This is a genomic window from Mycoplana sp. ABR4_002 (assembly GCF_056159645.1).
Map to the genome: position 1 here is coordinate 1,641,914 of NZ_JBSWVO010000001.1, position 14,739 is coordinate 1,656,652.

Consider the following 14,739-nt stretch of genomic DNA (forward strand, 5'->3'; position numbering starts at 1 on the left):
CGGATGTTCCGGACCCATTCTCGTTATGTTTCTCGCTACTTCGATCTAGCACGCGGTTATACGGTACGAAGCAACCGGGAATGGGTCTATGGTTGCGGCGCGGTAAGCTAGCCCCGCAACACAACAGCCCCAAAGACTGGCGGCGCCGTCAAAAGCGCCGTCCTTTTTCGATGGTCGGGAAGCGAGCGCCAGCCGTCGGAGACGGAATGGCGTCCGAAACGGCTGCTTTGTCGCGGTATCGATGGCGGCCACTTCTGGTGATGGCGCGCTTCCCAAAAAAAGCCCCGCGCGACGGCGGGGCTAGGGGCGTCACACACATGGCTCGCAGTGACGCGGGGAGATGGAAGTAACAGGCTTTCTCTACGACTTTGGTCGAACGTCTGGGAAGGTCTGATTCCGTGATTCCGGTACGGTTAGCTAAAAAACACCCCTCCGGCCCTTCGGTGCTCTGCGGTTGTAGACTTCGGCGCTCGGATGAAGCGTCGCCAGTCAGGCCGTCCGTGGGCGACCCGCTGCCGTGCAAGATCGACAAGGGCGACGGACGGCAAGACCGCGCGCTTGTCGTTGCCGCAGGTTCTGGCGCACCCGGCAAGCAATGGTCGAAGTGTGTGATCTTATGGTGAGCGCGCAGGGATTCGAACCCTGGACCTACTGATTAAAAGTCAGTTGCTCTACCGGCTGAGCTACGCGCTCCCAGGCGGGCCTGTCCCGCGGAAGTGGGCGGACATATAGCAGGCGTCTCCTCTCGGTCAACCATCTTTTCGTCAGCCCGCCCGGCTTTTGCTGCATTTCGCCGCGTTCGCCAAAAGGTGATTGGCCCGGAGCCGCCGGGGCGGTTATGGAAGCCTCCGGTGCCCGGCCGCGGTCGGGGCGTTCGGCGCGATGCCGGCGAACGCGCCGCGAGTGGGGCATCACCGGTGTGCCTGGCCGTTTCCAGGCATGGAGAATCTGCTTGTCGATTGCCGAAATATCCCTGCTGAGCGCACTTCTGGCCGGTACGCTGTCCTTCCTCTCGCCTTGCGTTCTGCCGCTCGTGCCGCCCTACCTGTGCTACATGGCCGGCATTTCCGTCGACCAGTTCCGTGGCGGCACGGTCGCCGTCGATGACGGCCGGGCGCGCAAGGCGGTGCTGCTGTCGGCGCTGCTGTTCACGCTGGGTTTCGCCACGGTGTTCGTGGCCCTCGGCGCCGGCGCCTCGACCATCGGCATGGCGCTGCGCCGGCATCTGGACCTGCTCGCGCAGGTCGGCGGCGTCATCATCATTCTCATGGGGCTGCACTTCCTCGGCCTGCTGCGGATCGGGCTGTTCTCGCGCGAGGCGCGCTTCCAGGGCGGCGGCCAGCCGGCCACCCTGTCGGGCGCCTATGTGATGGGGCTGGCCTTCGCCTTCGGCTGGACGCCGTGCATCGGGCCGGTGCTGGGGGCGATCCTCGGCGTGGCGGCCGCGCGCGAGACGGTGGGCGAGGGCGCCTTCCTGCTCGCGGTCTATTCCCTGGGTCTCGCCATCCCCTTCTGGATCGCCGCGGGCTTTTCCGGTGCCTTCATGCGGTTCCTGGTGCGCTTCAAGAAGCATCTCGGCGCGGTCGAGCGCGTCATGGGCGTCCTGCTCGTTCTGACCGGGCTGGCCTTCATGTTCGGCTATATCAGCTCGGTGGCGATCTGGTTCCAGCAGACATTCCCGATCCTGTCACAGATCGGCTAGCCGTGCGCTGCCGCATCGGCTAGACCGTCCGGCAGGTCGGGTGCACGGAGCGGGGATTCGCGGGGCGCATGGCGGAAATCACGGGACTGGTGCTGCCGTTCTTCGGCATGATACTGCTCGGTTACCTGGCGGCGAGGATCACCCGCCAGCCGGCCGAGGCGCTCGGCTGGCTCAACACCTTCATCATCTACATCGCCCTGCCGGCGCTGTTCTTCAAGCTTGTATCGAAGACGCCGATCGAGCAGCTGACCAGGGTCGACTTCATCCTCGCCAATGTCGGCGCCACCTACCTCGTTTTCGGGCTGATCTTCGCCGTCGGCCTCCTTCCCCGGCGCGCGACGGTCGGCGAGGCCACGGTCCAGGGCCTCGCCGCGGCCTATGGCAACATCGGGTACATGGGGCCGGGACTGGCGCTGCTGGCCTTCGGCGAGCCGGCGGCGGTGCCGGTGGCGCTGGTGTTCTGTTTCGAGAACATGCTGCACTTCATGGTGGCGCCGGCGCTGATGTCGTTCTCGGGCGGCGAGAAGCGGCCCGCGACGGCGATCGCCGGTGACGTTGTCCGCCGGATCGTCACCCATCCCTTCATCCTCGCGACGGCGGCCGGGTTCGTCGCCGCCTTTCTCTCCTTCGAGGCACCGGGGCCGCTGCAGCGGCTGATCGACTATCTCGCCCAGGCCGCCGCCCCCTGCGCGCTGTTCGCGATGGGCGTGACGCTGGCATTGCGCCCGCTCAAGCGCATCCCGATCGAGATCACCTACATCGTGCCGGCGAAACTGCTGCTGCTGCCGCTGACGATGTATCTGGTGCTCGGGGCGGCGGGAAACTTCGACCCCGTCTGGGTCTATACCGCCGTGCTGCTCGCCGCCCTGCCGACGGCGACCAACGTGTTCGTCATCGGCCAGCAATACGGGGTCTGGCAGGAGCGCGCATCGGCGACGATCCTGATCACCACCGTCCTGTCCGTCGCGACGGTGACGATGCTGCTGTACCTGGTGAAGTCAGGCCTGCTGCCGGGGGATCCGTTCCCCTAGGCCCTCGCGCAGCGCCCGCAGCGAGCCGCCGGGCTCGACGCCCTCGCGCATGACGACGCTGCGCAAGGGGCCGATGGCCGACAGCATGTGCAGCCCGGCCGTGCGCAGGATCTGCATGGGCAAAAAGCCCGACAGCAGCGAGCGGTTGAGCAGGTCGACGCTGGCGGTGCGGCTGTGGATGTCGGCGCGGCGACGCCGGTCGAAAGCCTCGCCGGTGGCGGCATGGGGTTGGGTCCGGTCGGCCAGCAGGTCGCGCAGCGCCATCACGTCGCGCAGGCTCAGGTTGAGGCCCTGCGCCCCGATCGGCGGAAAGGCGTGGGCGGCCTCGCCGATCAGCACGATGCGCCCCTTGCCGAACCGGTCGGCCTGCATGCCGGAGAGCGCAAAGGCCTGCGGCGGCGCCTCGATCGAGACCTTGCCGAGCAGCGACTGCATGCGGTCCTCGACGGCGCGGCCCAACTGGTCGAGCGGCAGCGCGCGGGTCTCCTCCGCATTCTTCGGTGACAGCACCCACACGAGGCTGGAGCGGCGCCCGGGCAACGGCACCTGCGTGAATGGACCGCTCTCGGTATGGAATTCCGTCGAGATGCTGGCGTGCGGCAGTTCATGGCCGAAGTTCAGCGCCAGCGCCGTCTGCGGATAGGTCCAGGCGCGCACGGCGATGCCGCTCTGGCGGCGGACCTCGGACTGGCGGCCGTCGGCACCGGCAACAAGCCCGGCGCCGATGCTGTGCCCGTCGGCCAGATGGAGCTCGACGCCGCCGTCGGGGAAGCTCAGCCGCTCCAGCGTCGTTTCGAACCGGGTGATCGTATCCTGGGCGGCGATCCTGCGCTCCAGGCTCGCGAGGAACGGCGCGTTCGGGATGTTGTAGCCGAAGGCGGGCAGGCCGACCTCGCTGGAGCGGAAGCTGACTGGCGGGGCGCGGAACAGCCGCGTGGTGCCGTCGAGAATGCGCATTGTCTCCAGCGGTGCGGCGACCCTTTCGATCTCGTCCCAAAGGCCGAGCTGCCGCACAAAGTCGATCGACTGCGCCATCAGCGCCGTGGTGCGCGCGTCGTGCGGCCGGCTGGCGGGCGCGACCAGCGCGATCCGCCGGCCCGAATCGGACAGTGCCAGGGCGGCGAGATTGCCGGCCAGCCCGGCGCCCACGATCGCGATATCAAAGACTTCCATGCGCGGTTCTTCTTTCATGCCATGCTTACCCACAGAAATGCCGACGGGCGTTCCTGCGCAAACTAAGCCCGGATTCGGGCAAAATCCATGCGTTCCATCGGCGCAGGCCGACAAGCGTCGCCGGATGCCTGCGGCCGTCCCCCGATTTTCGCTGGAAGCCGCGGCCAATCGGTGCATATTACCGGCGAAAAAAGGGCTGTGTCAGCATCTGCTGCGCGGCGGGTGGCACGGCGACGGACAAGGGCAGGCGATGAGGTTCTTCAATTACAGGCGCGTACCCTACGCCGAGATCCGCGCCTTTTCGGTGCACATCCTGACCGCTTCCGGTTCGTTCCTGGCCTTTCTCGGGGTGGTCGCCGCGGCCGAGCATCGTTTTGTCGACATGTTCTGGTGGCTGGGTCTGGCGCTGCTGGTCGACGGCATTGACGGACCGATCGCCCGCAAGGTCCGGGTGAAGGAGGTGCTGCCCAACTGGTCCGGCGATACGCTCGACAACGTGATCGACTATGTGACCTACGTGCTGCTGCCCGCCTTCGCGCTGTACCAGAGCGGCATGATCGGCCAGCCGTGGTCCTTTGTCGCCGCCGGAGCGATCGTCGTTTCCAGCGCGATCTACTATGCCGACATGGGCATGAAGACGGACGAGTATTTCTTTTCCGGATTTCCCGTCGTCTGGAACATGATCGTGTTCACCCTGTTCGTCATCAAGGCGAGCGAAGTGACGGCGTCGATCGTTGTGTTCGTTTCGGTGCTGCTGACCTTCATGCCTATTCACTTCCTGCATCCGGTGCGGGTCCAGCGGCTGCGGTCGCTCAACCTCGCTGTGTTCTTCCTCTGGGCGGCGCTTGGCGGCTATGCGCTGCTGCTGCACTTCGCAACGCCGCAATGGGTGGTGATCGGCGTGGTCGCGACGGGGGTCTATCTTTATGGCATCGGCGCGGTGATGCAGCTGTTTCCGCGCCTCGGCAAGCGTTGAGTCCGGGAGAATTCACATGACAAAGGCCATCATCGTCCGCTCGCTCGGCGGTCCGGAAGTGTTGAAGCTGGAAGAGGTGGAGCTGTCGCCCCCGGGGCCGGGCGAAGTGCGCATCAGCCAGGCGGCGATTGGTCTGAACTTCATCGACGTCTATTTCCGTACCGGGCTCTACAAGGCCGATCTGCCGTTCATTCCCGGCAAGGAGGGAGCGGGAACGGTGACGGCGCTCGGAGCGGGCGTGACCGATTTCGCGCTCGGCGACCGCGTTGCCTACGCCTCCGCCGATGGCGCCTATACGGCCGAGCGCAACATCGCGACACGGCATCTGGTCAAGGTGCCGGACGGGATCTCGCTGGAAACCGCGGCGGCGATGATGCTGAAGGGCATGACCGCGCAGTACCTGCTGTTGCAGACCTTCCCGGTGAAGCCCGGGCACGTGATCCTGTTCCATGCCGCCGCCGGCGGCGTCGGCCTGATTGCCGGCCAGTGGGCCAAGGCGCTCGGCGCGACCGTGATCGGCACGGCCGGCTCGAAGGAAAAGATCGAGCTGGCGCTCGCCCACGGTTACGACCACGTGATCGACTATACGCGCGAGGACTTCGCCGCGCGCGTGCTGGAACTGACCGATGGCAAGAAGTGCGACGTCGTCTATGATTCGGTCGGCAAGGACACGTTTCCGAAGTCGCTGGACTGCCTGAAGCCGCGCGGGATGTGGGTCAGCTTCGGCAATTCCTCCGGGGCTGTCGACGCGTTCAGTGTGGGACTGCTGGCGCAGAAGGGCTCGCTGTTCGCCACCCGGCCGACGCTGTTCCACTACATCGCCACGCGCCCCGAACTAGACGCGTGTGCAAATTCCCTCTTTGATATTGTGCGCAGCAACAAAGTGCGTATCAATATAAATCAGACCTATCCGTTGGCGGAGGCGGGGCGCGCCCACACGGATCTGGAAACAAGAAGAACAAGCGGAACGACGTTGCTCATTCCCTGACGTTGCTGCGAGGGGGAGGGCTTCGAGAAAAGAGGGGCAGAGTGTCAGTCGCTGGAGCGTCCGCGAGCAGCCCGTTGCTGGCTGTGCACAACCTGACGAAGCTGTTCGGCTCGTTCGCCGCCTGCAACGGCATCGATTTGCGGATTGATCCGGGCGAGATCCATGCCCTGCTCGGCGAGAACGGTGCCGGAAAGTCGACGCTGGTGAAGATGTTGTTCGGCGTGCTGGCGCCGACCAGCGGCGACATTTTCTGGAAGGGCGGGGCCGTCTCGATCGCAAGCCCGAGCATCGCGCGCAAGCTCGGCATCGGCATGGTGTTCCAGCACTTCTCGCTGTTCGAGGCACTGACGGTGGCGGAAAACATCGCCCTGTCGCTGCCTGCCGGCATCTCGTTGTCCAAGGTGGCGGAAGAATCGGCGCGCCTGTCGCATGCCTACGGCCTGCCGCTCGACCCGAACGCGCATGTTGCCGACCTGTCGGTCGGCGAGCGCCAGCGCATCGAGATCGTGCGGGCGTTGCTGCAGAACCCGCAACTGATCATCCTCGACGAGCCGACCTCGGTGCTGACGCCGCAGGAGGCCGACAGGCTGTTCGAGACGCTCGCCAAGCTGAAGGCGGAAGGGCGGTCGGTGCTTTACATCAGTCACCGGCTCGAGGAGGTGCAGCGCATTTGCGACCGCGCCACCGTGCTTCGCCATGGCAAGGTCACCGGCGCCTGCGACCCGCGCCAGGAGACGCCGGCGTCGCTGGCGCGGATGATGGTGGGCAGCGACGTGGCGGCGGTAACGGCCGAAGGCACGAGCACCCGCGGCGAGGTGCTGCTCGAGACGCGCAATCTCAGCGTGGCGGCACGCACACCGTTTGCGGTTTCACTCAAGGACGTCTCGCTCAAGGTCCATGGCGGCGAGGTGCTGGCGATCGCCGGCGTCGCCGGCAACGGGCAGGGCGAGCTGTTCGATGCGCTGTCGGGGGAGTTTCCGATTGCCGCGGGCGATGCGGTGAAGATCCGCCAACGCCCCGTGGGCACCCTCGGCATCACGGCGCGTCGGCTGATGGGGGCGGGCTTCGTGCCGGAAGAGCGCCACGGCCACGCCGCCGTGACCGGTCTGTCGCTGTCCGACAATCTCGTGTTGGCCCGCAACCAGTCGGACCGCGCTGCGTTCCTCGGTGGCGGCGTGCTCGGCATCATCAAGCACGTGGCCGTGCGCATGGCGTCGCGGCGGATCTCCGCGGCGATGGACGTGCGCAAGAGCGGCGACGATCCGCCGGCCGGTTCGCTGTCCGGCGGCAACCTGCAGAAATACATCGTCGGCCGCGAACTCGACCGCCAGCCGGCGGTGCTGGTCGTCAACCAGCCGACGTGGGGCGTCGACGCCGGTGCGGCCAGCCGCATCCGCCAGGCGCTGGTCGACCTCGCCAGGGCCGGCTCCGCCGTGCTCGTGATCAGCCAGGATCTGGACGAGATCTTCGAGGTGGCGACGGAGATTGCCGTCATCAGCGAGGGGCGGCTGTCCGACGCCTTTCCGGCGCGCGAGCTGACGCGCGAGAAGATCGGTCTGTTGATGGGCGGCATGCACGAGAAGAAGGCGGAGGCGGTTCATGCGCATTGAACTGGAGAAGCGGCCAAGTTCCTCGACCATGTACGCGGTGCTTTCGCCCTTCATCGCCCTGGCGTTGACGGTGGTTGCCGGCGGCATCATGTTCGCGCTGCTCGGCAAGGATCCCGCCAGCGCGCTCTACGGCTTCTTCGTCGAGCCTCTGCTCGACGTCTGGTCGCTGCACGAGATCGCGATCAAGGCGGCGCCACTGATCCTGATCGGCGTCGGCCTCTCCGTCTGCTACCGCTCCAACAACTGGAATATCGGTGCCGAAGGCCAGTTCATCATGGGGGCTATTGCCGGGTCGATCATCCCGGTGGTGTTCAACGAATGGCACTCGCCGATGGTGCTGCCGCTGATGCTGGTCTGCGGCATGATCGGTGGCGCGCTCTATGCGGCGATTCCCGCCTTCCTCAAGGCGAACATGAACACCAACGAGATCCTGTCGAGCCTGATGCTGGTCTATATCGCCCAGTTGTTCCTCGACTGGATCGTACGCGGGCCGTGGCGCAGTCCGGAGGGCTACAACTTCCCGGTCACCCGCAACTTCGCCCCCGAGGCCATCCTGCCCGAGGTGCTGGATTCGGGCCGCACCAATCTCGGCTTCGTCTTCGCCATCGTCGCTGCGCTTCTGGTCTGGTTCATGATGCGCTACACGCTGAAGGGCTTCGAGATCACCGTGCTCGGACAGTCGGAACGGGCAGGGCGGTTTGCGGGCTTTTCCTCCCGCCGCATGATCTGGTTCTCGATGCTTCTGTCGGGCGCGCTTGCCGGCCTTGCCGGCATTTCCGAGGTCAGCGGCAACATCAACAAGCTGCAGCCGATCATTTCGCCCGGGTACGGCTTCACCGCCATCATCGTCGCCTTCCTGGGCCGGCTCAATCCGCTCGGCGTGATCGTCGCCGGCCTGTTCCTGGCGCTGACCTATGTCGGCGGCGAGGCGGTTCAGCTGACGCTCGGCGTGTCCGACAAGGTGACGCGCGTGTTCCAGGGGCTGCTGCTCTTCTTCGTGCTCTCCTGCGACACGCTCATCCAGTACAAGATCCGGCTCGTCCTCGCAGGCAGGACGGTGGCGACAGCGCAAGGCGGGGCCGAGTGATGGGCATTGTCGAGGCGATCCTCCTGACCGTCATCACCGCCGCGACCCCGCTGGTGCTGGCCGCGCTCGGCGAACTGGTGACCGAACGCGCCGGCGTGCTCAACCTCGGGGTGGAGGGCATGATGATCATGGGCGCCGTGCTCGCCTTCGCCGCGACGCACGCGACCGGTTCGCCCTATGTCGGCATCCTCGCCGGGATCACCGGCGGGGCGCTGTTTTCGGCCCTGTTCGGGTTCCTGACGCTGACGCTGGTGGCGAACCAGGTGGCCACCGGCCTGGCGCTGACCATTCTCGGCCTCGGCGTCTCAGGTCAGATCGGCGAGGCCTATGTCGGCATGTCGGGGACGAAGCTGCCGCAGATCGCGGTGCCGCTTCTGTCCGGGATCCCCGTCCTCGGCCCGTTGCTGTTCAAGCAGGACCTGATCTTCTACCTGTCGATCGCGCTCGTCATCGGCGTCAACTGGTTCCTGTTCAGGAGCCGCGCCGGCCTGAAGATCCGCGCGATCGGCGACAATCACGGCTCGGCCCATGCGCTCGGCATCGGCGTCATCCGCACCCGTTATCTCGCCGTGCTGTTCGGCGGCGCCTGCGCCGGCCTGGCCGGCGCGCAGCTGTCGCTCGTCTATACGCCGCAATGGGTGGAGAACATGTCGGCCGGCCGCGGATGGATCGCGCTCGCGCTCGTCGTCTTCGCGTCGTGGCGGCCCTGGCGGGTGTTGGCCGGCGGCTACCTGTTCGGTGCGGTGTCGATCAGCCAGTTGCACGCGCAGGCGCTTGGCCTCGGCATCCCTTCCCAGTTCCTGTCGGCGCTTCCCTACGCGGCGACCGTTGTCGTCCTCGTTCTGATATCGCACAATCGACGCATGACGTTGATCAACACGCCCGCATCGCTCGGCAAGCCATTCGTGCCCGATCGGTGAAGAAGAAGAAGCGGCGGGAAAACCAAGTCTCAAACCTACAGAGGTCGAAATGAAAACACTGATACTCGCACTTGCAGCCTCGGCGGCGATGCTCGGCTTTGCCGCCGGCGCCAACGCCCAGGACAAGACCAAGATCTGCTTCATCTACGTCGGCTCCAAGACCGATGGCGGCTGGACCCAGGCGCACGACATTGGCCGCCAGGAGCTTCAGGAAGAATTCGGCGACAAGATCGAGACGCCGTTCCTCGAAAACGTACCCGAAGGTCCGGACGCCGAACGCGCGATCGAGCGCATGGCCCGTTCCGGCTGCGCGCTGATCTTCACCACCTCCTTCGGCTTCATGGACGCCACGATCAAGGTCGCCGAGAAGTTCCCGGACGTGAAGTTCGAGCACGCCACCGGCTTCAAGTCGGCGCCGAACGTCGCCACCTACAATTCGCGTTTCTATGAAGGCCGCTACATCCAGGGTCAGATCGCCGCGAAGATGTCGGAGAAGGGTCTCGCCGGCTACATCGCCTCGTTCCCGATCCCCGAGGTGGTGATGGGCATCAACGCCTTCGTCCACGGCGCACAGTCGGTGAACCCGGACTTCAAGGTCAAGGTCATCTGGGCCAACACCTGGTTCGACCCCGGCAAGGAAGCCGACGCGGCCAAGGCGCTGATCGACCAGGGCGTCGATATCCTGACGCAGCACACCGACACGACCGCGCCGATGCAGGTCGCCGCCGAGCGCGGCATCAAGGCCTTCGGTCAGGCCTCCGACATGATCAAGGCCGGGCCGGAGACGCAGTTGACGGCGATCGTCGACACCTGGGGCGCCTACTACATCAAGCGCGCCAACCAGCTGCTCGACGGTACCTGGAAGTCGGAGCAGGTCTGGGACGGCCTCAAGGACGGCATTTTGACGATGGCGCCCTACACCAACATGCCTGACGACGTGAAGACGATGGCGGAAGAGACCGAGGCGAAGATCCGCTCGGGCGAGCTTCACCCCTATACCGGGCCGATCAAGAAGCAGGACGGCTCGGATTGGCTGAAGGACGGCGAGACGGCCGACGACGGTACGCTGCTCGGCATGAACTTCTATATTGCCGGCGTCGACGACACGCTGCCCCAATAGACCGAAACCGGTCGCGGCGACTGTCGCGTACGGTCCAACGACGGCCCCCGTAGCGCTGCCGCTGCGGGGGCCTTTTTCCTCGTCGCGCCCTGTTGCGCCGGTTCGGCCAGCGCTGCGGACTTGCGACGTGCAATCGCGGCTGGAACGCGTTTGCGTGCGCGATAAAGTCATATAATATGATGGTTGGACGACGTCGGACCGGTTCCTGTCTGACGGTGCCCCGGCATGGGGGACTGGTCGGACCGCCGGGGGACGATGCTCGGGCTTTCGGGAATCGCTTTCGCGCTCTATACCTCGGCACAGCCGGATGCAGTCGCCGGGGTGGAGCTTGGAGCGGCTGCGGTGGCACGGGGAGGATGCCGCCGGGGGATGGAGCCCGATCTGCAGGTCGAAGACGAAGATATTGATTGGGCGTCTGCTTTTCGGGTCTATCCTCAGGTAGAGGCGCTTCCCTGATCGAACGGGGCGGCTGGCGGATGAGCCGAAGGCGTGACGTGAAGGCGACACAACGTGCCGGCGCGGCGACGTCACCGGGTTGCACATTGCGGCATGTGGATCCGCTTGGAATGGCCGCAGGGAGGATAGGGTCTGTTGCGCAAGGGTCTGCTCGAAACCGTCATCACTGGGGCCAATACACGCACGAGCCATGCGCAGGTGGTCAATGAACTCGGGCGCGCCATCGTCGCCGGCGAGTTTCCGGTTGGTGCGACCCTGCCTGGGGACGCCGAGCTCGCGGCGCGCTTCAGTGTCTCGCGTACCGTGCTGCGCGAGGCGATGAAGACATTGTCCGCCAAGGGGCTGGTGGTGCCGCGCGCGCGGATCGGCACGCGGGTTACGCCGCGGACGCAATGGAACCTGTTCGACAGCGACATCCTGACCTGGCAACTGGCCAAGGGAGTCGATGAGGCCTTCCTGCTCGATCTCAGCGAGGTGAGACTGGCTTTCGAGCCGCATGCGGCGGTGCTGGCGGCCCGCTTTGCCACGGATGCCGATATCAGCCAGATGATGCGGCTGGCGATGGCGATGGGCGATCCGGAGCACACGGCCGAGACGCTGGCATTGGCCGACCTGCGTTTCCATCTCAGCGTGCTGGAGGCCTCGCGCAATCCGTTCTTCCGCACCATCGGCAGTCTGATCGAGGCGGCTCTCGTGGGCGTGTTCCGGCTGAGTTCGCCTGCGCGCGACCCCGTCAAGATCGATGACGTGGCGGCCACGCACATCCGCATCGTCGAGGAAATCCGCCGACGCGACGAGCAGGGCGCGCGCCGTGCCATGGAACATGTCATCCGGGTCGGCCGCGAGCGTGTCGTCGACGCCCTCAACGAGCACAGTCCTTCCTGACCGCTGCGATCACCGCCGATGCGCCGGCGCGGCTTGCATCATATCGGCGTGGTAGGGGCTCAGTCGTCGTTGCTGGCGTTCAGGTCCTCGGGCCGCAGCCCGTCATCGCCGTGATGGTCGAGCTGCGCGGCGCCCATCGACTGATAGAGATTGAACAGCGCCTCGCTGGCGCGGGAGGCGTAGCGGAACCACTCCGGATTGGCGGTGATCGCCGGATGCCGCAGCAGGTGCTGGTCGAGAAGGTCGAGTACGATCGACGCCGTATGTGTCGCTTCGTGAAAGCCGATGCTGCCCGGAGCGTTGCGCGTCGCCAGCGTCGCGGGCGTGGACTGCTTCGATCGCGCCAGTTCGCTCAACAGCTTGAGGCGTTCGTCTTCGAGTTCGATGTCGCTGCTTTCGATCATGGCCGCAGTCTTGCACGGCGAAAGCGGCGAGTCGATGGCTGCGGCGATGGCATGGTCGCCCGCTCACCGGGCGCAAGGAACAGATCCCCGGGCATGATGGGATGCACGAAGTCTGTGGCCGGACCGGTCGGCGCGGCGCGCGCCTTCTCTACGGGGCGGATCGCATCGGGATCGGTGGCGGGGCTAGAACCGCAGCGATGCGTCGTCATGGCTGGGGGGAGTATGCGCTTCCCGCTGCCGGCGCATGGCATAGGCGACGATGAGCCCGAGGACGGCGGAGCCGACGACGATCGCGGACAATGCAACGAAATTACCCATAACATCTCCTCCCATCCAATAGAGTAGCATGAGCGGACGGCAGGCGGGAAGCCACCGGCGATATTCGCGCTTTCCGATAGTCGGGCGGATGCGCGCGGCGGGGAACGACAGGCTGCGGGAGCCGCTCCGCTGGCTGTTGCCGACATTGCCTGTTGAAATATCCTGTCCAGAAGATAGGAAAGGGGCCAGGCGCAGGACCAGCGATCCGTTGCCGCATCTGGAACACAGCCATGCTCGATGTCCTCCGCAACCGGACCTACCGGCACCTGTTCCTGGCGCAGATCATCGCCCTGGTCGGCACCGGCCTTGCGACAGTGGCGCTCGGGCTGCTCGCCTTTGAGATCGCCGGGGACGCGGCGGGTGCGGTTCTCGGCACGGCGCTGGCCATCAAGATGGTCGCCTATGTGACGGTCGCCCCGGTCGCCGGAGCCGTTGCCGAAATGCTGCCGCGCCGGCTGATGCTCGTCGGCCTCGATCTCGTCCGTGCCGGCGTCGCCCTGTTCCTGCCCTTCGCCTCCGAGGTCTGGCAGGTATATCTCCTGATCTTCCTGCTCCAGTCCGCATCGGCCGCCTTCACGCCCGCCTTCCAGGCGACGATCCCCGACGTCTTGGTCGAAGAGCGCGACTATACGCGAGCCCTGTCGCTGTCGCGTCTCGCCTACGATCTGGAGAGCCTCGTCAGTCCGGTGCTCGCGGCGCTGCTGCTGACGGTGATGTCGTATCATGTGCTGTTCGGCGGCACGGTGATCGGCTTTTGCGCTTCGGCCGTGCTTGTGGTCTCTGTGGTCCTGCCGCGCCAGCCGGCCAAGGAGAGCGTCGGCATCTACGACAGGATGACGCGCGGCATGCGCATCTACCTGGCGACGCCGAGGCTTCGCGGGCTGCTGGCGATCTGTCTGGCGGTGTCGGCCGCGGGTGCGATGGTCATCGTCAACACTGTGGTCTTCGTGCAGGCCGGTCTCGGCCTCAGCCAGCAGCACACGGCCTGGGCGCTCGCCGCCTTCGGCGGCGGGTCGATGCTGGCGGCGCTGGCGTTGCCGAAGCTGCTCGACAACTATGCGGACCGCCGGGTGATGCTGACGGGTGCCGCCGTCCTCGTTGCCGGGGTGGCCGCGGCGGCCGCCATCGACGCCTACGGGCCGCTGCTGATGCTCTGGTTCCTCCTCGGGATCGGCTACGCGGCCGCCCAGACGCCGTCGGGGCGGCTGCTGCGGCGCTCGGCCCACGCCGAGGACCGGCCCGCGCTGTTTGCCGCCCATTTTGCCCTGTCCCATGCCGCCTGGTTGTTGACCTATCCGCTGGCCGGATGGATCGGTGCCGAAGCCGGCCTTGGAGCCTCGGCGCTTGTCCTCGCCGCCATCGGTGCCGGGGCGCTGTTGGCGGCGCTGCGGCTTTGGCCGGCCGCGGACGATGCCGAACTGGCGCACAGCCATCACGACCTTGCCTTCGACGACCCGCATCTCGCCGCAGGCCATGCGCGGCAGGGAAAGCGCCACGCCCACGCCATCATCATCGACAGCCTGCACCCGGAATGGCCGCTTGAGCGCTGACCTTGCAGCCTGCCTGGGCCTGTTCGCGGCGGCGTTTCTCGCCGCGACCATCATCCCCGCCCAGTCGGAGACGGCCCTCGTGCTGCTCCTGTTGACCGGCGACCTTCCGGCTGCGGTTCTGGTCGCCGTGGCCGGTGCCGGCAACGTGCTGGGATCGGTCGTCAACTGGCTGCTGGGACGCGGCATCGACCGGTTCCGCAACCGCCGCTGGTTTCCGGTCTCGGCCGCCCGTCTGGAGCAGGCCCAGGACTGGTACCGGCGCTATGGAAAATGGTCGCTGCTGGCGAGCTGGGTTCCGTTCATCGGCGACCCCATCACCGTCGTCGCCGGCGTCTTGAAGGTGCCGCTGTCGACGTTCCTCATACTGGTTTCGGTCGCCAAGGTCGGACGCTATGCCGTGCTCGCGGCGGCGGCCAGCGGATGGATGTGAGCCCGGCGATCAGGCCTGTCGAGTTGCGGCGATACGGGGCCCGCCCTACAGGCGAGGGGGGCGCCGGCACCCGGTGTCCGTGATCTTCC

General features: G+C 66.2%; 14 protein-coding genes and 1 tRNA gene. 11 read left to right on the plus strand and 4 right to left on the minus strand.

Annotated elements, in window-relative coordinates:
• Positions 1-617: 617 nt before the first annotated feature.
• Positions 618-693: transfer RNA gene (locus ACXAGF_RS07835), tRNA-Lys, on the minus strand.
• 259 nt (positions 694-952) lie between these two features.
• On the opposite strand from ACXAGF_RS07835, the gene ACXAGF_RS07840 reads away from it, so the two are divergent.
• Positions 953-1,702, plus strand: coding sequence for a cytochrome c biogenesis CcdA family protein (locus tag ACXAGF_RS07840; protein ID WP_475015869.1), 750 nt, complete (start codon positions 953-955; stop codon positions 1,700-1,702).
• Positions 1,703-1,770: 68 nt separating this feature from the next.
• A complete protein-coding gene (locus ACXAGF_RS07845; RefSeq protein WP_475015871.1) occupies positions 1,771-2,733 on the plus strand; it encodes an AEC family transporter in 963 nt (320 codons plus the stop codon).
• Here ACXAGF_RS07845 and ACXAGF_RS07850 read toward each other — a convergent pair.
• A complete protein-coding gene (locus tag ACXAGF_RS07850; protein ID WP_475015873.1) occupies positions 2,701-3,906 on the minus strand; it encodes a UbiH/UbiF family hydroxylase in 1,206 nt (401 codons plus the stop codon). The genes ACXAGF_RS07845 and ACXAGF_RS07850 overlap by 33 nt on opposite strands.
• Before the next feature lie 250 nt (positions 3,907-4,156).
• Between ACXAGF_RS07850 and pcsA the strand changes: the two genes are divergently transcribed.
• The 7 genes from pcsA (at position 4,157) to ACXAGF_RS07885 (ending at position 11,948) form a co-directional block, all read left to right on the plus strand.
• The gene (gene pcsA / locus ACXAGF_RS07855) at positions 4,157-4,882 is read left to right on the plus strand and encodes a phosphatidylcholine synthase (protein WP_475015876.1); all 726 of its coding nucleotides are present in this window, start codon (positions 4,157-4,159) and stop codon (positions 4,880-4,882) included.
• A 16-nt stretch (positions 4,883-4,898) separates the two neighbouring features.
• Positions 4,899-5,870: a quinone oxidoreductase family protein gene (locus ACXAGF_RS07860; RefSeq protein WP_475015878.1), complete on the plus strand. Its 972-nt coding sequence runs from the start codon at positions 4,899-4,901 to the stop codon at positions 5,868-5,870.
• A gap of 41 nt (positions 5,871-5,911) precedes the next feature.
• The gene (locus tag ACXAGF_RS07865) at positions 5,912-7,480 is read left to right on the plus strand and encodes an ABC transporter ATP-binding protein (RefSeq protein ID WP_475015881.1); all 1,569 of its coding nucleotides are present in this window, start codon (positions 5,912-5,914) and stop codon (positions 7,478-7,480) included.
• Positions 7,470-8,567: an ABC transporter permease gene (locus ACXAGF_RS07870; RefSeq protein WP_475015883.1), complete on the plus strand. Its 1,098-nt coding sequence runs from the start codon at positions 7,470-7,472 to the stop codon at positions 8,565-8,567. The genes ACXAGF_RS07865 and ACXAGF_RS07870 overlap by 11 nt, the downstream gene beginning before the upstream one ends.
• The gene (locus ACXAGF_RS07875; protein WP_475019235.1) at positions 8,567-9,487 is read left to right on the plus strand and encodes an ABC transporter permease; all 921 of its coding nucleotides are present in this window, start codon (positions 8,567-8,569) and stop codon (positions 9,485-9,487) included. The genes ACXAGF_RS07870 and ACXAGF_RS07875 overlap by 1 nt, the downstream gene beginning before the upstream one ends.
• A 49-nt stretch (positions 9,488-9,536) precedes the next feature.
• Positions 9,537-10,607 carry a BMP family ABC transporter substrate-binding protein gene (locus ACXAGF_RS07880; protein ID WP_475015885.1) on the plus strand — a complete coding sequence of 357 codons (1,071 nt, stop codon included), beginning with the start codon at positions 9,537-9,539 and terminating at the stop codon, positions 10,605-10,607.
• Positions 10,608-11,198: 591 nt separating this feature from the next.
• Complete coding sequence (locus ACXAGF_RS07885; RefSeq protein ID WP_475015887.1) at positions 11,199-11,948, plus strand: FadR/GntR family transcriptional regulator; 750 nt, start codon at positions 11,199-11,201, stop codon at positions 11,946-11,948.
• 59 nt (positions 11,949-12,007) lie between these two features.
• Here the strand turns inward: ACXAGF_RS07885 and ACXAGF_RS07890 are convergent, their stop codons facing one another.
• Both ACXAGF_RS07890 and ACXAGF_RS07895 read right to left on the minus strand, forming a co-directional pair.
• Positions 12,008-12,352 carry a hypothetical protein gene (locus tag ACXAGF_RS07890; protein ID WP_475015889.1) on the minus strand — a complete coding sequence of 115 codons (345 nt, stop codon included), beginning with the start codon at positions 12,350-12,352 and terminating at the stop codon, positions 12,008-12,010.
• A 183-nt stretch (positions 12,353-12,535) separates the two neighbouring features.
• Positions 12,536-12,670: a hypothetical protein gene (locus tag ACXAGF_RS07895; protein WP_475015891.1), complete on the minus strand. Its 135-nt coding sequence runs from the start codon at positions 12,668-12,670 to the stop codon at positions 12,536-12,538.
• A gap of 230 nt (positions 12,671-12,900) precedes the next feature.
• Between ACXAGF_RS07895 and ACXAGF_RS07900 the strand changes: the two genes are divergently transcribed.
• Positions 12,901-14,220 (plus strand): MFS transporter, encoded by a 1,320-nt coding sequence (locus ACXAGF_RS07900; protein WP_475015893.1) that lies wholly within the window; start codon positions 12,901-12,903, stop codon positions 14,218-14,220.
• On the plus strand, positions 14,210-14,650 hold the full coding sequence (locus ACXAGF_RS07905) for a YqaA family protein (protein ID WP_475015896.1): 441 nt from the start codon (positions 14,210-14,212) through the stop codon (positions 14,648-14,650). Before ACXAGF_RS07900 ends, ACXAGF_RS07905 begins: the two co-directional genes overlap by 11 nt.
• Positions 14,651-14,739 lie beyond the last annotated feature (89 nt).